This is a genomic window from Brevundimonas sp. TWP1-3, assembly GCF_049896085.1.
Taxonomy (GTDB): Bacteria; Pseudomonadota; Alphaproteobacteria; order Caulobacterales; family Caulobacteraceae; genus Brevundimonas.
In genome coordinates this window covers 1,171,060-1,193,580 of record NZ_JAFCTP010000001.1, presented here as the reverse complement: position 1 = coordinate 1,193,580, position 22,521 = coordinate 1,171,060, and the positions used below count along the sequence as shown (strand labels likewise).

Sequence of the window (22,521 nt, the reverse complement as noted above, 5' to 3'; positions counted from 1 at the left end):
CTGATCTCGGCCCTCCCCCGGCGTCGCTTCAAGCCCTTACAGACTGGACAGGCGGCAACGAACGGCGACGCTTGCGCTGCATTGCAGCAAATTAAACCCGCGTTGACAGGCCCGGCCATTGCTGCAAAATCTTGCAAATAGATCTGGAAAGCTTTGCACTTTCCAGACAGCAGGGAGCCAGCGTTATGAGGAAGAGGACCGCCGTCCGAAACGGACTGCACGCCATGGCGGCCGCAGCGAGCCTGCTGGTCGCCTCCAACGCCAGCGCCGACAGCCTCACCGACCTGCGCCAGCGCCTGCCTCAGGACGAGGTGATCTATTTCCTGTTGCCGGATCGGTTCGCCAACGGCGATCCATCGAACGACCACGGCGGCTATCCGGCCGAGCCGCTGAAGAGCGGCTTCGACCCGGCCGACACCGACTTTTATCATGGCGGCGACCTGGCGGGTGTGACCCAGCGGCTGGACTATATCCAGGGCCTGGGCGCCACGGCGGTCTGGCTAGCGCCCGTGTTCAAGAACAAGCCGGTCCAGTCGCATGGAAACTACACCGGCGCGGCCCACCACGGCTATTGGATCACCGACTTCACGGCGGTCGACCCGCATTTCGGCGACGAGGTGGCGATGCGCGCCCTGGTCGAGGCCGCCCATGCGAGGGGCATGAAGGTCTATCTGGACATCGTCGCCAACCACACGGCCGACGTGATCCAGTACCGCGAATGCCCCGAGGGGCGCTGCGCCTATCGCAGCCGCGCCGACTATCCCTACACCCGCCGGGGCGGCGTCGATGGGGTGACGATCAACGAAGGCTTCGACGGCCGCGACTTCTCCCGTCTGACCCGGCCCGACTACGCCTATACGCCCTATGTCCCGGCGGGCGAGGAGAACGCCAAGGTTCCGGCCTGGCTGAACGACCCGATCCACTATCATAATCGGGGCGAGAGCACGTTTTCGGGTGAAAGCTCGCTGGACGGCGACTTCGCCGGTCTGGACGATTTGCTGACCGAGGATCCGGTCGTGATCCAGGGCATGATCGACGTCTTCGGCGGCTGGATCGACAAATACGGCATCGACGGCTTTCGCATCGACACCGCCCGCCATGTGAACCCCGCGTTTTGGCAGGCCTTCATCCCCGCCATGATCGCCCGCGCCGAGGCCAAGGGCATTCCGAACTTCCACATCTTCGGCGAGGTCTATGACCCCGATCCGGCCGTGACGGCGCGGTTCACGCGGGTCGACGGCTATCCGGCCGTGCTGGACTTCCCATTCCAGAAACAGGCGGTGGACGCCGCCTCGGGCAAGGTCGGGACCGACGCCCTGGCCAAGCTGTTCGACGCCGACACGATTTACGACAAGGGCGCCGACACGGCCGCCATCCTGCCGACCTTCCTGGGCAACCACGACATGGGCCGGGTCGGCTTCTTCGTGAAACAGGCCAACCCAAACGCCGACGACGCGGAAGTGCTGGCGCGCATCAAGATGGCCCACGCCCTGATGATGTTCAGCCGGGGCGTGCCCACCCTCTATTACGGCGACGAACAGGGCTTCGCCGGCGCCGGCGGATACGGAAACTCGCGCCAGGACATGTGGGCTAGCCAGACTCCGGTCTATGCCAGCGAGACGCCGGTCGGCGGTCGCCAGCCGGCCTATTCCACTGACGCGCCCCTGTATCGCGCCATCTCCGAAATGGCCCGCATCCGCGCCGCCGAACCGGCCCTGCGACGCGGCCGTCAGTTGGTGCGCGCCTATGGCGACAAGCCGGGCCTGTTCGCCATTTCGCGCATCGACCAGGACGGGGGCGAAGACGGGAGTGAAATCCTGGTCCTGTTCAACACCTCGACCACGCCCGTTGACGCCCAGGTCGAGGTGGAGCCCGGCTCGCTTCGGTGGCAGGGTCTGCGTGGTGATTGCGCTGTCCAATCCTCTGCGCCCGCCAGTGTCGCCGTCCGCGTCCCTCCCCTCGATTACCTCGTCTGCAAGAGCGTCCCGTGACTGCCCAGCCTCTCGATCTTTCCACGGCTGACGCCGCCCCCGTTCTCGGCCAGGCCCTCGCCCACGACTGGTGGCGGGGTGCGGTCCTGTACCAGATCTATCCGCGCAGTTTCGCGGACTCCAATGACGACGGCGTCGGCGACCTGAAGGGGATCACCGAGCATCTGGATCATGTGGCCTCGCTGGGCGTGGACGGGATCTGGCTGTCGCCCTTCTTCACCTCGCCGATGAAGGACTTCGGCTATGACGTCTCGGACTATTGCGACGTCGATCCGATCTTCGGCGACCTCGCCGACTTCGACGCCCTGATCGCGCGCGCCCACGCGCTGGGCCTGAAGGTCGTCATTGATCAGGTCTTCTCCCACACCTCCGACGAACACCCCTGGTTCATCGACAGCCGCGCCAGCCGAAACGGCCCACATGCCGACTGGTATGTCTGGGCCGACGCCAAGCCGGACGGATCGCCGCCTTCGAACTGGCAGTCGGTGTTCGGCGGCCCGGCCTGGACCTGGGATGCGCGGCGCGGCCAATACTACATGCACAACTTCCTGGCCTCCCAGCCTCAGCTGAACGTCAGGAACCCAACGGTGCAAGACGCCCTGATCGCGGCGGCCCGCTTCTGGCTGGACAAGGGGGTGGACGGCTTCCGCCTGGACGCCATCAACTTCGCCATCCACGACCCGTCTCTGCGCGACAACCCGCCCATCGCCGACGGCAAGAAGCGGACCCGCCCGTTCGACTTCCAGGACAAGATCTACAACCAGTCCCACCCGGATATCATCGGCTTCCTGAACCGCGTTCGCGCCCTGACCGACAGTTACGAAGGCCGGTTCACGGTAGCGGAGGTCGGCGGCGATCACGCCGACCGCGAGATGAAGGAATTCACCGCCGGGAACGACCGCCTGCACTCGGCCTACGGCTTCCTCTACCTGTATGCCGATGCGCTGAAGAGCGAACTGATCGGCCTGGGCGACAGCATGTGGCCGGATCAGCAGGGCGAAGGCTGGCCGTCCTGGACCTTCTCGAACCACGATGCCCCGCGCGCGGTGTCCCGCTGGGCGCAAGGGCGCGACGAGAAGGCCTTTTCGGAAATGGCCCTGCTGCTGCTGATGTGCCTGCGCGGCAATGTCTTCGTCTATCAGGGCGAGGAGCTGGGCCTGCCCCAGGCGCAGGTGCCGTTCGAACGGCTGGTCGATCCCGAGGCCATCGCCAACTGGCCCCTGACCCTGGGCCGCGACGGCGCCCGCACCCCGATCCCCTGGGTGGCGTCGGCGCCCAACGCCGGCTTCTCGACGGTCGAGCCCTGGCTGCCGGTCGATCCGCGCCATCTGCCGCTGGCGGTGGACGCGCAGGAGGCGGACCCGACCTCGGTCCTGCACATTGCGAGACGCATCATCGCGCTGCGGCATGCGCACCCGGCGCTGCGCACCGGCGGGCTGGAGCTGGTCGAAGGACCGCAAGATCTGCTTGTCTTCCACCGCTTCGAACGCGTCGATGGCGGTGAACGCCTGTTGTGCGTCTTCAACCTCAGCCACGCCCCCATCGACTGGTCCCCGCCTGCGGGTGCGCGTCGCCTTGAGGCCATCAACTGGACCGAGGCGGACGGACAGGCCCTGCCGCCCCTCGCCGGCCTGTTGTTCGCGGTCTGAGGATGGGTTCAGCCGCCGCAGGTCTCGCGTACGATCAGCTCGGTGGGCACCCGCTCCGACCGGCCGGCGCCGACGTCGGCGCCGCCGTGGTCCAGCAGTTTGGACACCATCAGTCGTCCGGCCTTCATCGTGTCCTGGGCGATGGTGGACAGGGCCGGGCGCGAGTAGCGGCTGAACGGCACATTGTCGAAACCGATGACAGAGACCTGGCCCGGCACGTCGATACCGGCGTGCAACAGGGCGCGCACGGCGCCCAGGGCGATCTGGTCGGAGGCGGCCACCACCCCGTCGAAGGCGACGCCGCGTCGAATCAGGGCGTCAACCGTGGCCTCGGCCGACTCGACCTCGAAATGGGCCGATACGATCAGGTCCGGTTCGACCGCCAGCCCGGCCTGGGCCAGGGCGTCCAGATAGCCGCGATGCCGTTGCATCGACTCGGGCGGATCAAGGTCGCCAAGGAAGACGATGCGCTTTCGCCCCAGCCGCGCCAGATGCAGGGTCGCGCGCCGTCCGCCCGAGATATTGTCCGAGCCGATGGAGCAATAGTCCTGATCCGGCAGTTCGGCGCCCCAGACGACGAAGCGATGGTCGGCGTCCACCAGCCGGTTGAAGGCCGAATGCAGGCTGGACTGCCCCAGGAAGATCACCCCGTCCGCGCGGCTGGTGTTGAGCGCGCCCGACAGCTCGTCATAGTTGGCGGGCGAGATATGGCTCATCAGCAGATCGCAGCCGCGTTCGCGCGCAGCCTCGCCTACCCCAGCCAGCAGTTCCAGGAAGAAGGGATCGCTGAGGCGCCCTTCGCGCCCCTGCGGACGCGGCACGACCAGGGCGATGGTGCCCTGGGCGCCGATGGGGCCGGCGGGCATGTGGCGGCGGAACGGATAGTCGTGTTCCTTCGCCAGCTTCCAGATCGTCTGTTTGGTGCGGTCGTTGACGGCGGGGCTGTCGTTCAGCGCGCGCGAGGCGGTGGCGATGGACACCCCCGCCAGGCGGGCGATGTCTTCCAGACGGGTTGTCTTGCGGCTCAAGGTCGCGGGTCCTCACAGCAGCATGGCGACGCTGCAAATTTTTCTGCAAATATTTCAGCCACCGTTCGCGGCGGTTGGCAAGAGGCGGCGTAACGGAGTTCCCATGATGCAACGCAGATCCTTCCTGGCCCTTGGCGGCGTCTCGATCCTGGCTTTCGGAGCGACCGGCGTGCGCGCCCAGACCACGCCGACCCATGCCCGCGCCAGCTCGCCCGGCGGCATGCTGACGGTAGAGGCCTTCACCGACAACGACGGCCGGCCGATGTATTCGGTCCTGCGCCAGGGCCGGGTCGTGGTGGCCCCGTCCAAGCTGGGCTTCCTGCTGGCCGACGCCCCCGCCATCGAGCGCGGCTTGGCCATCAGCGCTGGCCAGCCGGTCACCGTGGACGAAACCTGGGAGCAGCCCTGGGGCGAGCGCCGCCTGATCCGCAACCACTACAATGAGTGGCGCGTGTCCTATGCCGAGCGTTCGGGTCTGCAACGCCGCGTGGACGTGGTGTTCCGCCTGTACGACGACGGCCTGGGCTTCCGCTACGAGTTCCCGGACCAGGCCGCGCTGAAAACCGTCCGCATCGGGTCGGAAATCACCGAGTTCAACTTGGCCGAAAACGGCGAGGCCCTGTGGTGCCCGGCCTGGGAATGGAACCGCGAGGAATACCTCTACAGCCGCACGCCGATCGACGCGGTGGGCAGCGCCCAGACCCCGATGACGGTCAAGGGCCAGTCCGGCCTGCACGTCTCGATCCACGAGGCCGCCTGCATCGACTACGCCGGCATGAACCTGCGCCGCTCCGAGGGCACGAACTTCCGCGCCCAGCTGACGCCCGGCCTGACCAACGCCGCCGTGGTGCGTGAGGCCCCGTTCAACACCCCCTGGCGCACGCTGCAGATCAGCGACACAGCCGCTGGCCTGATCGACTCCAGCCTGATCCTGAACCTGAACGAGCCGAACAAACTGGGCGATGTCAGCTGGTTCAAACCAATGAAATACGTCGGCGTCTGGTGGGAGATGCACCTGGAGCTGAAGAGCTGGAACGCCGGCCCCAAGCACGGGGCGACCACCGAAAACACCATCAAGCACATCGACTTCGCAGCTCAGCACGGCTTCGGCGGCGTCCTGGTCGAGGGCTGGAACAAGGGTTGGGACGGCCAGTGGTTCGCCAATGGTTCGGACTTCAGCTTCACCGAGGCCTACCCCGATTTCGACATCGAGGCGGTCTGCGCCCATGCCCGGTCCAAGGGCGTGCAACTGATCGGCCACCACGAGACCGGGGGCAACGCCTTCCATTATGAGCAGCAGCTAGAACCGGCGATGGCCCTGTATGAACGCCTCGGGGTCCATTCGGTGAAGACCGGCTATGTGGCGGATGCGCAGGGCGCGCGCGTCGCCGGGCCGGACGGCCAGATGGTCATGGCCTGGCACGAGAGCCAGGCGATGGCCCAGCACCATATGAAGGTCGTCGAGGCCGGCGCCCGTCACAAGGTGGCGATCAACGCCCACGAGCCGTTCAAGGACACGGGCCTGCGCCGGACCTATCCGAACATCATCAGCCGCGAGGGCCAGCGCGGCATGGAGTATTCGGCCTGGGGCAACCCGTCGAACCCGCCCGAGCACGTGCCGAACCTAGTCTTCACCCGCCTTCTGGCCGGGCCGATGGACTATACGCCCGGCATCTTCGGCATGGAGACGCGCAGCCCGCAGGGCATCCAGACCACCTGGGCCAAGCAGCTGGCCTATTACGTCGTCATCTACAGCCCGATCCAGATGGCCGCCGACCTGCTGGTCAACTACGAGAACAATCCCGGCCCGTTCCAATTCATCAAGGACGTGCCGGTCGACTGGGACGAGAGCCGCACCCTGGCCGCCGAAATGGGCGACTATGTCGTCACCGCCCGCAAGGAACGCGGCACGGACATCTGGGCCCTGGGGGCCGTCACCGACGAGCATCCGCGCGTCCTGTCCGCACCGCTGGACTTCCTGGACGCCGGCCGTCGCTATCGGGCCGAAATCTATCGCGACGGCCCCGACGCCGACTACAAGGGCAAGCGCGAGGACATCGTCATCGAACAGCGCGAGGTCACCTCGGCCGACGTCCTGACCCTGGCCCTGGCCCCCGGCGGCGGCCAGGCCATCCGGTTCGTGCCGCTGGGCCGGAGCCGTCGGTGATGAGCATCGCCACTGATCTCCTTCTCCCCTCGGGGGAGAAGGTGGCTCGCGGAGCGAGACGGATGAGGGGGTTGGTTCATCGCCCAGATCGTCCGACGCGAAATCCGCATCCGGCAGCCCCCACATCCGAGCGGCTTCGCCGCCCACCTTCTCCCCCGAGGGGAGAAGGATCGGGTGTCTGTCTATGACCCTGCTCGCCCACCGCCCGCGCCTGTCCGGCCTGGCGATCTGGAACATGTGCGTCGGCTTCTTCGGCATCCAGATCGGCTTCGGCCTGCAGAACGCCAATACCAGCCGGATATTCCAGACCCTGGGCGCCGAGGTGGATTCGCTGGCCATCCTGTGGATCGCCGCGCCCCTGACCGGCCTGCTGGTCCAGCCGATCATCGGCCATTTCAGCGACAAGACCTGGACCCGGTTCGGGCGACGTCGCCCCTATTTCCTGGTCGGGGCCATACTGACCACCCTGGCCCTGATCGCCATGCCCAACAGCCCCAGCCTGTGGTTCGCCGCGGCCATGCTGTGGATCATGGACGCCTCGATCAACATCACCATGGAGCCGTTCCGCGCCTTCGTCGGCGACAATCTGCCGGAGGAGCAGCGCACCGCCGGCTATGCGATGCAGAGCTTCTTCATCGGCGCGGGTGCGGTGTTCGCCTCGACCCTACCGTGGCTGCTGTCCAACGTCTTCAACATCGCCTCGACGGCCGAGGCCGGCGTCGTGCCCTTGTCGGTCAAGATCGCCTTCTATGTCGGCGCGGTGGGCCTGTTCGCAGCCGTGCTGTGGACCGTGCTGTCCACCAGGGAATACAGCCCCGAACAGATCGCCGCCTTCGAACGCGCCAAACAGGCGGCCCTGGGCGCCCCCGCCGATAACGGCCCCGAGGCCCCAGCCCGCAGCGTCCAGGGCTGGATGACCTCCGGTTTGGTCTGCGCCGTCTTGGGCGGACTAGGCTTTGTCCTGATCGGCGCGCTGAACCTGGAAAAGGAGCTGCTGATCCTGGCCGGCTTCTTCGCCGGTTTCGGCCTGCTGCAGATCGCGGTCGGCATGATGCAGCGCCGCCAGATCGTCAACGCCGCGACCGAGATCCTGAACGACATCTTCCGTATGCCCGAGACGATGCGGGGTCTCGCGGTCGTCCAGTTCTTCAGCTGGTTCGCCCTGTTCGCCATGTGGATCTACACCACCGCCGCCGTCACCCGTGTCCACTACGGCACGACCGACACGACCTCGGCCGCCTATGCCGCCGGGGCCGACTGGGTCGGGGTTCTGTTCGGGGTCTATAACGGCGTGGCGGCCCTGGCGGCCTTCACCCTGCCGGTCCTGGCCAAGCGCATCGGCCGCAAGGCGACCCACGCCCTGATGCTGCTGCTGGGGGCGGCGGGGCTGTTCGGGATCTTCGTCATCCGCGAGCCGGGCCTGCTGTGGCTGCCGATGATCGGCGTCGGCTTCGCCTGGGCCTCGATCGTCTCCATGCCCTATGCCATCCTGTCGGCGGCGGTGCCGGACCGGAAGATGGGCGTCTATATGGGCGTCTTCAACATCTTCATCGTCGTGCCGCAGTTGCTGGCCGCCACCGTCCTGGGCCTGATCCTGAAGACCCTGTTCGACGGCCAGGCCATCTGGGCTCTGGTGCTCGGCGCCGTCTCCTTCGTGCTGGCTGCGGTCAGCGCGCTGTTCGTCCGCGAGTCCCGCTCGCTTCCCCCCACGCGCAATCCGTGAGGACCTCCATGCGTATGTCAAAGACCCTCTGCCTCGCCGGCGTCGCCAGCCTGGCCCTCGCCTCGGCCGCTTCCGCCCAGTCCGTAGCCCCCGGCGCACCGGGCGCCCCACCCGTCTGGTCCAGCGCCGCCAAGACCGGCGCGGGCGCCTCCTATGAAGCCTATGTGGACGGCCAGTACCGCGACGGCGGTCCAACCGGGGCGGTGTCCAAGGTCTGGTTCTCCATCGCCGACGGCGTCCTGACCGAAACCATGTACGGCCTGATCCACGAGGCCCAGATCAAGGCCCTGCGCTTCGCCGTCGTCACGCCGGAAGGCCCGGCGCTGGAAGGCGACGACACGACGGCCAAGACCGAATATCTGCACGTGGACGCCGAGGGTCGCCCCCTCTCGCCCGCCTACAAGATCACGACCCGCGACAAGGCCGGCCGGTTCGAGATCGAGAAGCGCATCTTCACCGACCCCGACCGCAACGCCCTGGTTCTGCGCGTCAAGATCACGGCCCTGAGCGGCGAGGCCACGCCCTATCTGCTGCTGGAGCCGCACATCGCCAACACCGGCGTCGAGGATCGCGGCGCCGTCACGGCCCAGGGCTTCCACGCCTGGGAAGGCGACACGCACCTGGTGCTGAAGCCCAGCGAGGCCTTCGCCTCTGCCAGCGTCGGCTTCGTCGGCGCCTCCGATGGTCTGACCGACCTGAAGGACGGCAAGCTGGACTGGACCTACGCCTCTACCGGCGAGACGGCCGGCAACACGATGATGACCGGCGCCCTGCCGACCATCCGTATGGGCCAGAGCGTCAGCCGCGACTTCGTCATCGGCTTCGGCGACAGCGAGGCGGCGGCCCAGGCGGCGGCGGACGGCGCCTTTGCGACCGGACTGGACGAGGTGCTGGCGCGCTTCAACGGCGAAGGCGAGCGCGCCGGTTGGGAGGACTATGTCTCCTCGCTCACCGAACTGCCGCGCATCGCCCAACAGGCGACCGACGGCGGCAAGCTGGCCTATGCCTCGGCCCTGATGCTGAAGGTGCAGGAAGACCGCACCCACGCCGGCGCCCTGATCGCCTCGCTGTCCAACCCCTGGGGCGATACGGTGGACGCGTCGAAATCCTCGACCGGCTACAAGGCCGTCTGGCCGCGCGACTTCTATCAGGTGGCCATGGCCCTGGCGGCCCTGGGCGACAAGGAGACGCCGCTGGCGGCCTTCAACTATCTGCCACAGGTCCAGGTCGGACCGAACACGCCGGGCAATACCGGCGTCGGCGGCTGGTTCCTGCAGAAGACCCATGTGGACGGCGAGCTGGAATGGGTCGCCGTCCAGTTGGACCAGACAGCCATGCCGATCATGCTGGGCTACCGTCTGTGGAAGATGGGCTGGCTGTCCGACGCCCAGATGACCGAACACTATCAGTCCATGCTGAAACCGGCCGCCGACTTCCTGGTCGATGGCGGCAAGATCGGCCTGTTGTGGAACGATTCCGAGGTCAAGCCGCCCTTCACCCAGCAGGAACGCTGGGAAGAGCAGCAGGGCTATTCACCGTCCAGCACCGCCGCCGTGGTCGCCGGCCTGACGGTCGCCGCTGAAATGGCGCGCGCCTCGGGCGATGCGACGGGCGCCACGCGGTATCAGATCGCCGCCGACAGCTATGCGTCCAAGATCGAAGAGCGGATGTTCACCACCAACGGCGACTTCGGCGACGGCCGCTACTTCATCCGCATCACCCAGAACGAGAACCCGAACGACAAGGCCCCCATCGGGGTCGCCAACGGCCAGATCGCTCCGGCCGAGGACAGGGTCGTGGACGGCGGCTTCCTGGAATTGGTCCGCTATGGCGTGCGCAAGGCCGACGATCCGCACATCCTGTCCACCCTGCCCGTCTATGACGACCAGTCGCTGGAGCCGCTCTATCGCGTTCGCTACGACTTCGGCCCTGAGGGCGACAAGACGCCGGGCTGGCGCCGTTACGGCGTCGACGGCTATGGCGAGGATCATCTGACGGGCGCCAACTACGGCGTCGGCGGGGAGATGAGCCCTGGTCAGCGCGGCCGGGTCTGGCCCTTCTTCACCGGCGAGCGCGGTCACTATGAGCTGGCCCGCGTCAGCGTGAACGGCGCACCGTCGCCCGCCGACATCGCCGCCATCCGCCAGACCTACGTGCGCGGCATGGAGCGGTTCGCCAATGACGGCCTGATGCTGGCCGAACAGGTCTGGGATGGCGTGGGCGATCCGACGAGCAAGGACTACGCCCTGGGCCAGAACACGGATTCGGCCACACCCCTTGCCTGGACCCACGCGGAATATCTGAAGCTGCTGCGGTCGTTGGCCGACGGCAAGGTCTGGGACAGCTACGACCCCGTCCACGACCGTTACGCCCGCTGAATCAAAAAGGCCCCGGAGATCGCTCTCCGGGGCCTTTCTCTTTTAAGTCGGTCGCTGGATCAGAAGGCGAGCTTGATGGCCCCCACGATCCGGTCTTCGGCGCCCGGCACGCCATCGACGTCGGTGTCGTAGTAGCGGACGTCCAGACCCACCTTGTCGGTCAGGGCATAGCCCACACCGGCGTTCCAGGTGGTGTAGTCGTCTGTCACGTTCAGCCACTGCTTGCCGACGGCGCCCGAGACCGTCCACTTGTCGGCCGGGCTGAAGGCGGCGTTGACCTCCGCATAGGTCGCCTCGTCGTCGATGCCGAAGAAGTCCGGCGAGTAATAGACGGCGGCGCCGAAGGTGGCGGGTCCGACCGCGCGCGACGCTGCAGCCTTGAACTCGGCATAGTTATAGTCGGCGCCGTCCGGCTCTCCGACGTAGAGGTAGCCGATCACGCCGAAATCGAGCGCGAAACCGCCGGCTTCGGTGCGATAGCCGCCGTACAGATCGACTTCCGCGTCAGTGTCGTCGCCGAAATCGACGTTCGAGGCCCAGGCGCCGCCGTAGAAATTGCCCGAGGTCAGATCGACGCCGCCCTGGATGGCGGGATCCTCGCCGGTCTGGCTGAAGCCGCGGAACACATAGTCGCTGACGACGCCGACATTCCAGGCGACATCGACGGTGCTCTGGGCCGAGGCCGGCGCAGCGAGGCCGATCAGACCCAGGGCGAGCGTTGCGGCGGCGGCCGCGTGGATGGTGGTCTTCTTCATAGTCTATCCCCTTGTTGTGCTTGTTTCTGTTCGAGGTCGGAAAAGTCGGGCGCGGGGTTTGGGAGCCGCGCCCGATCTCAGCTCAGTGTTCCAGCGCTTCGCCGTGAAGCGAGGTGTCCAGACCGGCGGCTTCTTCCGCCTCGCTCACGCGCAGGCCCGTGGTGAACTTGCAGATGAACAGGATGATCAGGGTGCCGACGGCGCTGTAGACGATGGTCCACAGCAGACCCAGCGCCTGGGCGCCGACGTTGGCGCCTTCCGACAGGCTGTTGATCGCGGTCGTGGCGAACACGCCGGTCAGCAAGGCGCCGATCAGGCCGCCCGCGCCGTGGATGCCAAAGGCGTCCAGGCTGTCGTCGTAGCGGAGCAGCTTCTTGATCCACACCGACGAGGCGTAGCAGACCGGGCCGGCGATCAGGCCGATGATGACCGCGCCCTTGGGATCGACGAAGCCGGCCGCCGGCGTGATGGCGACCAGACCCGCGACGACGCCCGACAGCATGCCGACCAGCGAGACCTTCTTCTTCTCGATATATTCGACGATCTTCCAGGTCAGAGCGCCTGCGGCCGCGGCCAGGATGGTGTTCAGCAGCGCCACGCCCATCAGGTCGTTGGCGGCGCCTGCCGAACCGGCGTTGAAACCGATCCAGCCCACCAGCAGCAGCGAGGCGCCGATCATGGTCAGGACCGGATTGTGCGCCAGGATCGGCTCGATGCCATAGCCTTTGCGACGACCCAGGAAGATGGCGCAGACCAGACCCGCGACGCCCGAGTTGACGTGAACGACGGCGCCGCCCGCGAAGTCCAGCACGCCGGCGCTACCCAGGAAACCGCCGCCCCAGACCCAGTGACAGATGGGTGCATAGACCAGCAGCGACCACAGGGCGGTGAACAGCAGCAAAGCCGAATATTTCATCCGCTCGGCGAAGGCGCCGGTCACCAGCGCAGGCGTGATGATGGCGAAGGTCATCTGGAAGGAGATGAACAGGAACTCTGGAATACCCGGCAGCAGGGCGTTGGCCGTTTGCAGCGACACGCCGTTCAGGAACAGCATGTCCAGGCTGCCGATATAGGGCTGAAGCCCCGCATTGCCGTTGGCGCCGAAGGCCAGGCTGTAGCCGGCGATGAACCACACCAGCGAAACCACGGCGAACACGCCGACGGACTGGGTGATGGTGGCGATGACGTTCTTCTTGCGCACCATGCCGCCGTAGAACAGCGCCAGACCGGGGAGGGTCATCAGCAGAACCAGGGCGGTGGATGTGCCCAGCCAGGACGTGCCTGCGCTATCCAGTTCAAGCGCGGCCTGGTGGCCCAGCAGAGCCGGCGCGGCGTCCTGCGCATTGGCCGCTCCGGCGGCCATCAGACAGAGTGTTGGAAGAAGGAGCCCTGCGGCCCCCACAAGTCGGTTCGTTGTCCGCGACATGAGCTAGTACCCCCTATGCAATCTCGCAGTTGCGAAGGTTTTACTGCAATCGCGAAACACGCAAGGGGATTCACCGCAGGCGGTGCAACTTTCTTGCAACGGTTACACATTAAAAAGCATGAGGCGCATGAACCGTGCAGCTCATGCGCCTCTTAGATCAGTTTCGTGTCTTCACAGCCAAGGTTGTGAGGCAGGAAATTCGCCGGTCGTTTGGGCCCATTTCCGCCCGACGGGCTTTAGGCCCAGTGCATCTGCACCCGGTGCGCCGCCGCCCAGTGGATGGCGCGAATGGCGTCGATCACCGCCTCCGTCGCAGCCCGCGTGCCTAGAGCCCCGCCCAGATCGGCGGTGACGGCTCCGGCCGCCAGCACGGCGGCGACGGCGGCCTCGATCGAATCGGCCTCGTCTTCCAGCTTCAGGCTGTGCCGCAGCAGCAGGGCCGCCGACAGGATCGTCCCGACCGGATTGGCCAGATCCTGGCCCGCGATATCCGGCGCCGACCCGTGGATCGGCTCGAACAGGCCCGGACCACCCGCGCCCAGCGACGCCGACGGCAACAGGCCGATGGAGCCGCCCAGCACCGAAATCTCGTCCGACAGGATGTCGCCGAACATGTTCTCGGTCAGGATGACGTCGTATTCGCGCGGCTTCCTGATCAGGTGCATGGCCATGGAATCGACCAGGGCGTGCTCCAGCTCGATCTCGGGGAACTCCTCGGCGTGGATGCGGGTGACCACCTCGCGCCACAGGCGGCTGGTCTCCATGACATTGGCCTTGTCGACCGAGGTCACCTTGCCGCGACGCTGGCGGGCGGTCTGGAAGGCGGCGCGGGTGACGCGCTCGATCTCCGGCACAGTGTATTCACACAGGTCGGTGGCCCGGTCGGCGGTGCGGGTCTTCTCGCCGAAATAGACGCCGCCCGTCAGTTCGCGGAAGACGATCAGATCGACGCCCTCGACGATCTCCTTCTTCAGCGGCGAGCGATGCGCCAGCACCGGCGAAACCTGCAGCGGACGCAGGTTGGCGAACAGGCCCATGGCCTTGCGGATCGCCAGCAGGCCCTCCTCCGGCCGACGCTTGCCGCCGTCCCATTTCGGCCCGCCCACGGCGCCCAGTAGCACCGCGTCGGACGCGACGCAGGCGGCGCGCGTGGCCTCGGGCAAAGGCTCGCCCGTCTCGTCGATGGCCGCGCCGCCGATCAGATGTTCGGAGAACTGGAAGTCATGGCCGTAAAAGTCGCCGATGACGGCCAGCACGTCGCGCGCGGCCCGCGTCACTTCCGGTCCGACGCCGTCGCCGGGCAGCAGGACGATGTTGTAGGTCTTGGGGGCGGGGTTGGTCATCAGACGGTCTCTCTCGAACGCTCGTAGGCTTCGATCTCAGGCATGTTTGCTTGCAGCCAGCCCAGGGTGTCCACCCCGTCCAGCAGGCATTGGCGGGCGAAGGATTCGACCCCGAACGGCACGGGTTCGGCATTGCCGCGCTGGATCTGATTGGCTTGGAGGTCGATCGTGACCGGCTGATCCGGCTGCGACGCCAGATCGTCCCACACGGCCTGGCTAACGACGATCGGCAGCAGGCCGTTTTTCAGCGCATTCGATGTAAAAATGTCAGCGATTTCGGTCGAGATGACCGCCTTGAACCCATAATCCAGCAAGGCCCAGGGCGCGTGTTCGCGCGACGAACCGCAGGCGAAGTTCTTGCCCGCCAGCAGGATGCGATGCTCGCTAGGATCGATCCGGTTCAGAATGGCCTCGGGCTTTTCCGATCCGTCCGTCTCATAGCGCCAGTCATAGAAGGCCGCCTTGCCCAAGCCCTCGCGCGAGGTGGTGGTCAGGAAGCGCGCCGGAATGATCTGGTCGGTGTCGATATTGGCCTGACTGAGCGTCACGGTTTTCGATGTCAGCACCTGGAACGGTTCAGACATGCTCGACCTCATTCAGATAGACGCGCGGATCGGTCAGCACCCCGGCCACAGCCGTCGCCGCCGCTGTCGCCGGACTGGCCAGAATGGTGCGGGCGTCCTTGCCCTGACGCCCTTCGAAGTTGCGGTTGGAGGTCGAGACGGCCAGCTGACCCGGCGCGACGAAATCCCCGTTCATGGCGATACACATCGAACAGCCCGGAATGCGCCATTCGGCCCCTGCGGCGATGAAGACCTGATCCAGACCTTCCGCCTCGGCGTCGCGACGCACGGCCTCGGAACCCGGCACCACCAGCATGCGCAGGCCCGGCTTGACCTTGCGGCCCCGCAGCACCTCGGCAGCGGCGCGCAGGTCGGGCAGACGCCCGTTGGTGCAGGAGCCGATGAAGACCACGTCCACCGGCTGGCTGGTCGTCGCCTCGCCGGCGGTGAAACCCATATAGGCGATGGCTTTGCGGTCGGAGTCCGACTGGGGTTGCGGCACGGGCGTGCCGATGGGCGCGCCCGCATCTGGCGTCGTGCCCCAGGTCGCCATCGGACGGATGGCCGCGCCGTCCAGCACGACCTCCTTGTCGAAGACCGCGCCCGGATCGCTGGACAGTTTCAGCCATTCGGCCGTCGCCGCCTCATAGTCGGCGGGGACGTGCTTACGGCCGCGCAGCCAGTCGATGGTGGTCTGGTCCGGGGCGATCATGCCCGCGCGGGCGCCGGCCTCGATCGACATGTTGCACAGGGTCATCCGCCCTTCCATGTCCAGCGACCGCACCGCCTCGCCGGCGTATTCAATGACATAGCCGGTGCCGCCGCCGAAGCCGATGGCGGCGATGACGGCCAGGGCGACATCCTTGCCCGAGACGCCGGGCTGCAGCCGCCCGTCCACCGTCACCCGCATGGCCTTGGCCTTGCGCTGCAACAGGCATTGGGTCGCCAGCACATGGCCGACCTCAGACGTGCCGATGCCGAAGGCCAAGGCCCCGAAGGCGCCGTGGGTCGCCGTGTGGCTGTCGCCGCAGACCACGGTCATGCCCGGCTGGGTCAGACCCAGTTCCGGCCCCATCACATGAACCACGCCGCGGTCGTCGGAGTCCCAACCCGCCAAGGGCACGCCGTGGGCGGCGCAGTTCTTCTCCAGCCGATGCACCTGGGCCTCAGCCTGGGCTGTGACATAGGGTTTCAGGCCGTTCAGCCCCGCCGGCAGGGTCGGGGTCGAATGGTCCAGGGTCGCATAGGTCCGGTCGGGGCGGCGAACCTTTAGTCCGCGCGCCTCGATCTCGCTAAAGGCCTGGGGGCTGGTGACCTCGTGGACCAGGTGCAGGTCGATATACAGCACGCCCGGCGTATGGGCCGTTTCCGGCCGCACGACGTGGGCGTCCCAGACCTTGTCGAACAGGGTCCGAGGGTTCGGCCCGATCTCACGCATACTGGGCCACCGCCACGCCGTCGACCTGGTCGATAATGGCGATCAGTTCCGCATCGTTGATCTCGCCGATCTGATCCGCGCGCTGCTTGAATCCGACGACCACGGCCGCCAGGCGTTCGCCCTCGATGGGCCGGCCGATGGTCTCGGCCCGCTTGGCGATGGCGTGACGGCCGGAATGTTTGCCCAGCACGAACCAGCTGCCCTCGAACCCGACGTCCTGGGGCCGCATGATCTCATAGGTGCGGCTGTCGGCCAGCATGCCGTGCTGGTGGATGCCCGCCTCGTGGGCGAAGGCGTTGATGCCGACCACCGACTTGTTGCGGGCGATGACGGTCTCGGTGATCTCGCACAGGATCTTGGAGGCGCGCACCAGATGGCGGCTGTCGGCGCCGGTCGTGACGCCGTAACGGTCCTCGCGGACCTTCAGGGCCATGATGACTTCTTCGATCGAGGCGTTGCCGGCCCGTTCGCCGATGCCGTTGATGGCGCCCTCGACCTGACGCGCGCCACCCTCAACGGCGGCCAGGGAGTTGGCGACAGCCATGCCCAGGTCGTCGTGGCAGTGGGCCGAGAAGATCACATGCGGATGACGCTTATGGATCCGCGCCGCCAAGGCGCGGAAGGTCTCACGCACTTCTTCAGGCGTCGCATAGCCGACGGTGTCGGGCACGTTCAGGGTCCGGGCGCCGGCGTCCGCGGCCGCCTCCATCACATCGGCCAGGAACTCGGGCTCGGTGCGGAAGGCGTCTTCGGCCGAGAACTCGACGTCGTCGAACAGGGTCGCGGCGTATTCCACCGAACGCACCGCCGTCGACAGCACCTCATTGGTCGACATCTTCAGCTTGGCGGTGCGGTGAATCGGGCTGGTGCCGATGAAGACGTGGCACCGGCGATGCGACTTCGGCGCCGGCTGCAGGGCGCGGAAGCTGGCGTCGATGTCCTTCTCGTTCGAGCGCGACAGCGAGCAGAAGATCGGCCCCTCGACCTCACCCGCCACGCGGCGGATACACTCCTCGTCGCCCGGCGAGGCGGCGGCGAAGCCGGCCTCGATAACGTCGACGCCCAGGTCCTTCAGGACCTGGGCCATCTTCACCTTGGCTTGGGCGCTCATCGAGAAGCCCGGAGCCTGTTCTCCGTCCCGCATCGTCGTGTCGAACATGATGACGCGGTTGGGATCGGCGGCGATCTGCGCCGTTCGGGATACGCCCGATACTCGTACGTCTTCGGGGGTAATCATTACGCGGCCTCGGATTGAATAATGTCGTTGCCGATGCGGCGGACGCCGAACAGGCGGTCGATCTGGCGGCCCAGATTGTCCATGCAACGCCCGGCGTCGCGGCCGCGAACGGTCAGGGCGATATGGCGGAACGCCCCTTCATCGGCCATGTTGATGCCGTCGATGTGGAAGCCGCGGCGCTCCACCAGGCCGATGAGACGCTGAAGCGAGCCGTCCGCACGGTCGATCTGGATGTGGATCGTGTCGCTCATCTCAGGAGCCCTCCATCATTTCGGCGTTGCTCTTGCCCGGCGGAACCAGCGGCCAGACATTGTCTCGGGAATCGATGACCACATGGGCCAGGCAGGGGCCGTCGGCGGCCAGCAGGCGCTGGATGCCGTCGGACACCTGATCGCGGCGATCGATACGGAAGGCCTCGATGCCAAAGGCCTCGGCCACCTTCACGAAGTCCGGGTTGTCGGACAGGTCGATCTCGGAATAGTTCTCGGCGAAGAACAGCTCCTGCCACTGGCGCACCAGGCCCAGGCTGGAGTTGTCGATCAGCACGATCTTCAGCGGGATGCCGTAACGCTTCAGCGTCGCCAGCTCCTGGATGTTCATCATGAAGCCGCCGTCGCCGGCGATGGTGACGACGGTCGCCGACGGATCAGCCAGCTTGGCGCCGATGCCGGCGGGCAGGCCGAAGCCCATGGCGCCCAGGCCGCCCGAGGTGATGTGGGCTTCGGGCCGCGAGAAGCGGCAGTGCATGGCCGCCCACATCTGATGCTGGCCGACGTCGCAGGCGGCGACGAAATCATCGCCCGCCGCTTCGGACACTTCCTTCAGCAGGGCCGGGGCATAGACCCCCTCGCCCGGAGCGTCATAGCGATACGCGTGGGTCGCGGCGGCCTGGGCGCACTCGACAACCCAAGGCTGGATGTCCAGGGCAGGGCCGCCGGCCATCGGCGCCGTCAAGGCCTCGACCCCGTCTTTCAGCTCGCCGACGACAGCGACATTGGCCGCCCGCAGCTTGCCGACTTCCGAGGCGTCGATGTCGAAATGGACGATGCGGGCGTTCGGCGCGAACTCGGCCAGCTTGCCCGTGGCGCGGTCGTCGAACCGGGCGCCGACGACGATCAGCAGGTCGCTGTCCTGCACCGCATGATTGGCGGCGCGCGTCCCGTGCATGCCCAGCATGCCCAGCATGCCCGGCGCGTCGGTCGGGATCGTGCCCAGGGCGTTCAGGGTCGAGACCTGGGGGATGCCGGTCGCCGCGACGAAGGCGCGCAGGGCCTCGGTCGCACGGCCGATCTTCACCCCGCCGCCGATATAGACCAACGGCTTCTTCGCCGCCCGGATCGCGGCCTCGGCGGCGGCGATGGCGTCGTGATCGATGCGCGGCGTCTCGTTGGGAATGTGGAAGCCGTAGTCCTCGCTGGTCGTGGCGAACTGCACGTCCTTGGGCAGATCGACCAGGACCGGACCGGGGCGCCCCGAGGCGGCGATATGGAAGGCCTCCTCGATGGCGGCCGGAACATCGGCGGCGGACCGGACCAGGATCGAGTGTTTCACGATCGGCAGGGTGACGCCTAGGATGTCGATCTCCTGGAAGGCGTCGGTGCCCATCAACCCTTGCGCGACATTGCCGGTGATGCAGACGATGGGCACGGAATCCATCAGCGCATTGGCGATGCCGGTGATCAGATTGGTGGCGCCGGGGCCGGAGGTGGCGATGCAGACCCCGACCTTGCCGCTCTTGCGCGCATAGGCGTCGGCGGCGAAGGCCGCGCCCTGCTCGTGGCGGACCAGGATGTGCTTCAGCTTGGATCCGGCCAGGGCGTCATAGACCGGCATGATGGCGCCGCCCGGATAACCGAACACCACCTCCACGCCCAGCCGCTCCAGGGTGGAGACCAGCAGGCGCGCCCCCGATTGCGGGGCGGCCTCGGCTGAGGTTTTGAAGGCGGCGGCGGTCATCAGGGTCATCCAGTCTTTCGCTTGCGGCTCAGGCCGCTTCGGACTTGGGCGTGTTCAGCCAGGCCATGCGCTCGCGCAGACGCGCGCCGACCTGTTCGATCTGGCTTTCGCGGTCCGCCTTCAGCCAGGCTTCGTACTGCGGCTTGCCAGCCTCGTTCTCGGCGATCCAGTTGCGCGCGAAGGTGCCGTCCTGGATCTCGTCCAGAATGGTCTTCATGCGGGCCTTGGTCTCTTCGTTGACGACGCGCGGGCCGCTGGCGACGGCGCCGTACTTGGCGGTTTCCGAGATGAAGTGGTGCATCTTCGAGATGCCGCCTTCGTAGAACAGGTCCACGATCAGCTTCAGCTCGTGCAGGCATTCGAAATAGGCGATCTCGGGCTGGTAACCGGCCTCGACCAAGGTGTTGAAGCCTTGCATGACCAGTTCCTTGGCGCCGCCGCACAGAACGGCCTGTTCGCCGAACAGATCGGTCTCGGTCTCCTCGCGGAAGGTGGTTTCCAGCAGGCCGCCGGTCGCGCCGCCGTTGCCCTTGGCGTAGCCCATGGCCCGGTCGCGGGCCTTGCCGGTCACGTCCTTCTCGATGGCGAACAGGCTGGGCACGCCTCGGCCGCGCTGGAACTCGCGGCGAACCAGATCGCCCGGTCCCTTGGGCGCGACCAGGATCACGTCCATGTCGGCGCGCGGGGTGATCCGCTCATAGATGATCGAGAAGCCGTGGGCGAACAGCAGGGCCGAGCCCTCCTTGGCGTTCGGCTCGATGATGTCGCGATAGACGTCGCCCTGGACCATGTCCGGGGTCAGGATGGCGATGATGTCGGCGCCCTTGACGGCTTCAGCCGGCTCGGCGGTCGCGACGCCGTCCTCGGTCGCGTGCTTCCAGCCCGTGCCGCCGTGACGGACGCCGGCGACCACGTCATGGCCGCTGTCCTTCAGGTTCTGAGCGTGGGCGCGACCCTGAGAGCCATAGCCGATGATGGCGATGCGCTGGCCGGCGATGGCGCCGGGGCGGATGTCTTCGTTGGTGTAGATGGTGATGGCCATGAGAATTCAGGCGTCCTGAGCAGCAGTGGATTTGTGAGACGCCTGGCCAAAATCGGGAACTTGGGCCGGCGGCGGGTTGGGAATGGTGACCGCGCCCTGGGCCGCCGAGGCGACCGAAGCGCGGTATTTGGCGAAGACACCTCGCGCCGGGCGGACCACGTGGGGCGTAAAGCCCGCCCGGCGCGTCGCCAGATCGACATTGACGTCGATCCGACGGTTGGTGACGTCGATGGTGATGCGGTCACCATCGCGAATGAGAGCAATCGGGCCGCCGACCGCGGCTTCCGGCGAGACGTGACCGGCGACGAAGCCGTAGCTGGCGCCCGAGAAACGGCCGTCGGTCAGCAGGGCGACGTTGTCGATCTGGCGGCCCTTCAGGGCGGCCGTGACCTGCAGCATCTCGCGCATGCCGGGCCCGCCCTTGGGGCCTTCGTAGCGGATGATGATGACGTCGCCCTCGCCGACCGAACCGTCCTGAACGGCGTGGAAGGCGTCTTCCTCGCTGTCGAACACACAGGCCGGACCCTCGAACTTATCGACCTTGTGGCCTGTCAGCTTGATGACCGCGCCCTCGGGGGCAACGTCGCCATAGATGACGGCGAAGCTGCCGCGGTCCATGACCGGCGCGTCGAAGGTCGTGACCACCACCTGGCCGGGCGTTTCCTCGGCGTCGCCGGCCTCGGCGAACAGGCTGCGGCCGCTGACGGTGGGAGTGTTCACGACCTTGCCGGCCTCGGCCATCCGTTGCGTGACCAGGCGGGTGCCGCCGGCGGCGAACAGGTGCGAGGCCAGGAAGCGGCCGCCCGGCTTCAGGTCGCAGATGACCGGCGCCTCGACGCAGGCCTGGTGGCAGTCCTCGACGCCGAACTCGACGCCGGCTTCCGCAGCAATGGCCGTCAGGTGCATGACCGCATTGGTCGATCCGCCCGAGGCCGAGACCGCGACGGCGGCGTTCTTCAGGCTGGCGCGGGTGATGTATTTGCGCGCCGTGTCGCCGGCGAAGACCCGTTCGACGATCAGCCGGCCGCAGCGCAGCCCTTCCGCCGCCTTGTTCGGATCGACGGCCGGCACGTCGTTGGCGCCCATGGGCGAGATGCCCATGACCGACAGGGCCATGGCCATGGTGTTGGCCGTGAACTGACCGCCGCAGGCGCCCGCGCCGGGGCAGACGGCCTTTTCAACCACCTTCAGGCCGGCGTCGTCCAGCGCGCCCGCCGAATGGGCGCCGATGGCCTCGAACACTTCCTGGACCGAGACCTCCTTGGCGCCGATCACGCCGGGCATGATCGTGCCGCCGTAATAGACCAGGCCGGGGATATCCATCCGCGCCAGGGCCATGGCCGCCGCCGGGATCGTCTTGTCGCAGCCGACGATGCAGACCACGCCGTCCAGCTGATGGCCCTCGATGGCCAGTTCGATGCTGTCGGCGACGACCTCGCGGCTGATCAGCGAGGCCTTCATGCCCGCCGTGCCCATCGAGATGCCGTCGGTGACGACGATGGTGTTGAAATCGACCGGATAGCCGCCCGCCGCGACGATGCCGGCGCGCACGTCCTTGGCCAGGCGATCCAGGTGCATGTTGCACGGCGTGACCGTCGACCAGGTGTTGACGATGCCGATCATCGGCTTGTCGAAGTCGGCGTCCTGCATGCCGGCGGCGCGCAGATACGAACGCGCGGCGGCCCGGCTCGGGCCGGCCGTAACCGCCGCGCTGCGCGCGTTGGGCTTTCTCGGCTCTGAGGTAGAATCTTGCGTCATCGGTCCGGTTCTTTTTGAACCGCCGCGCACTAAAAACCCCGCTTCCTTTCGGAGGCGGGGTGGTGCG

The 22,521-nt window shown here is 66.9% G+C and carries 16 protein-coding genes; 5 read left to right on the top strand and 11 right to left on the bottom strand.

Going from position 1 to position 22,521, the window contains the following annotated elements:
- Window positions 1–185: 185 nt before the first annotated feature.
- Window positions 186–1,991 carry an alpha-amylase family glycosyl hydrolase gene (locus tag ACP693_RS06035; RefSeq protein WP_426018158.1) on the top strand — a complete coding sequence of 602 codons (1,806 nt, stop codon included), beginning with the start codon at window positions 186–188 and terminating at the stop codon, window positions 1,989–1,991.
- On the top strand, window positions 1,988–3,640 hold the full coding sequence (locus tag ACP693_RS06030; protein WP_426018160.1) for an alpha-amylase family glycosyl hydrolase: 1,653 nt from the start codon (window positions 1,988–1,990) through the stop codon (window positions 3,638–3,640). Before ACP693_RS06035 ends, ACP693_RS06030 begins: the two co-directional genes overlap by 4 nt.
- Window positions 3,641–3,648: 8 nt before the next feature.
- Here the strand turns inward: ACP693_RS06030 and ACP693_RS06025 are convergent, their stop codons facing one another.
- Window positions 3,649–4,668 (bottom strand): LacI family DNA-binding transcriptional regulator, encoded by a 1,020-nt coding sequence (locus ACP693_RS06025; protein ID WP_135193437.1) that lies wholly within the window; start codon window positions 4,666–4,668, stop codon window positions 3,649–3,651.
- Between the two features lie 103 nt (window positions 4,669–4,771).
- Between ACP693_RS06025 and ACP693_RS06020 the strand changes: the two genes are divergently transcribed.
- From ACP693_RS06020 to ACP693_RS06010, 3 genes are all read left to right on the top strand, one after another.
- The gene (locus ACP693_RS06020; protein ID WP_426018162.1) at window positions 4,772–6,835 is read left to right on the top strand and encodes a glycoside hydrolase family 97 protein; all 2,064 of its coding nucleotides are present in this window, start codon (window positions 4,772–4,774) and stop codon (window positions 6,833–6,835) included.
- Window positions 6,836–7,019: 184 nt separating this feature from the next.
- Complete coding sequence (locus ACP693_RS06015) at window positions 7,020–8,558, top strand: MFS transporter (RefSeq protein WP_426018164.1); 1,539 nt, start codon at window positions 7,020–7,022, stop codon at window positions 8,556–8,558.
- A gap of 8 nt (window positions 8,559–8,566) precedes the next feature.
- Entirely contained in the window at window positions 8,567–10,936 is a 2,370-nt protein-coding gene (locus ACP693_RS06010; RefSeq protein ID WP_426018165.1) for a glucan 1,4-alpha-glucosidase, read from the top strand.
- 59 nt (window positions 10,937–10,995) lie between these two features.
- Here ACP693_RS06010 and ACP693_RS06005 read toward each other — a convergent pair whose 3' ends face one another.
- The 10 genes from ACP693_RS06005 to ACP693_RS05960 form a co-directional block, all read right to left on the bottom strand.
- The gene (locus ACP693_RS06005) at window positions 10,996–11,691 is read right to left on the bottom strand and encodes a TorF family putative porin (RefSeq protein WP_426018167.1); all 696 of its coding nucleotides are present in this window, start codon (window positions 11,689–11,691) and stop codon (window positions 10,996–10,998) included.
- A gap of 82 nt (window positions 11,692–11,773) precedes the next feature.
- Window positions 11,774–13,117 carry an ammonium transporter gene (locus ACP693_RS06000; protein ID WP_135193442.1) on the bottom strand — a complete coding sequence of 448 codons (1,344 nt, stop codon included), beginning with the start codon at window positions 13,115–13,117 and terminating at the stop codon, window positions 11,774–11,776.
- A 236-nt stretch (window positions 13,118–13,353) separates the two neighbouring features.
- On the bottom strand, window positions 13,354–14,460 hold the full coding sequence (leuB, locus tag ACP693_RS05995) for a 3-isopropylmalate dehydrogenase (protein ID WP_426018169.1): 1,107 nt from the start codon (window positions 14,458–14,460) through the stop codon (window positions 13,354–13,356).
- Window positions 14,460–15,044 (bottom strand): 3-isopropylmalate dehydratase small subunit, encoded by a 585-nt coding sequence (gene leuD / locus ACP693_RS05990; RefSeq protein ID WP_346494978.1) that lies wholly within the window; start codon window positions 15,042–15,044, stop codon window positions 14,460–14,462. Before leuD ends, leuB begins: the two co-directional genes overlap by 1 nt.
- Window positions 15,037–16,461 carry a 3-isopropylmalate dehydratase large subunit gene (leuC, locus tag ACP693_RS05985; protein ID WP_426018172.1) on the bottom strand — a complete coding sequence of 475 codons (1,425 nt, stop codon included), beginning with the start codon at window positions 16,459–16,461 and terminating at the stop codon, window positions 15,037–15,039. Before leuC ends, leuD begins: the two co-directional genes overlap by 8 nt.
- Entirely contained in the window at window positions 16,454–17,698 is a 1,245-nt protein-coding gene (locus ACP693_RS05980) for a 2-isopropylmalate synthase (RefSeq protein WP_426018174.1), read from the bottom strand. Before ACP693_RS05980 ends, leuC begins: the two co-directional genes overlap by 8 nt.
- Window positions 17,698–17,949, bottom strand: coding sequence for an ACT domain-containing protein (locus ACP693_RS05975; protein WP_135193447.1), 252 nt, complete (start codon window positions 17,947–17,949; stop codon window positions 17,698–17,700). Before ACP693_RS05975 ends, ACP693_RS05980 begins: the two co-directional genes overlap by 1 nt.
- A 1-nt stretch (window position 17,950) precedes the next feature.
- Window positions 17,951–19,663 (bottom strand): acetolactate synthase 2 catalytic subunit, encoded by a 1,713-nt coding sequence (ilvG, locus tag ACP693_RS05970; RefSeq protein WP_426018176.1) that lies wholly within the window; start codon window positions 19,661–19,663, stop codon window positions 17,951–17,953.
- A gap of 19 nt (window positions 19,664–19,682) precedes the next feature.
- Entirely contained in the window at window positions 19,683–20,696 is a 1,014-nt protein-coding gene (ilvC, locus tag ACP693_RS05965) for a ketol-acid reductoisomerase (RefSeq protein ID WP_426018178.1), read from the bottom strand.
- 6 nt (window positions 20,697–20,702) lie between these two features.
- Complete coding sequence (locus ACP693_RS05960) at window positions 20,703–22,454, bottom strand: dihydroxy-acid dehydratase (RefSeq protein ID WP_426018179.1); 1,752 nt, start codon at window positions 22,452–22,454, stop codon at window positions 20,703–20,705.
- Window positions 22,455–22,521: the final 67 nt, after the last annotated feature.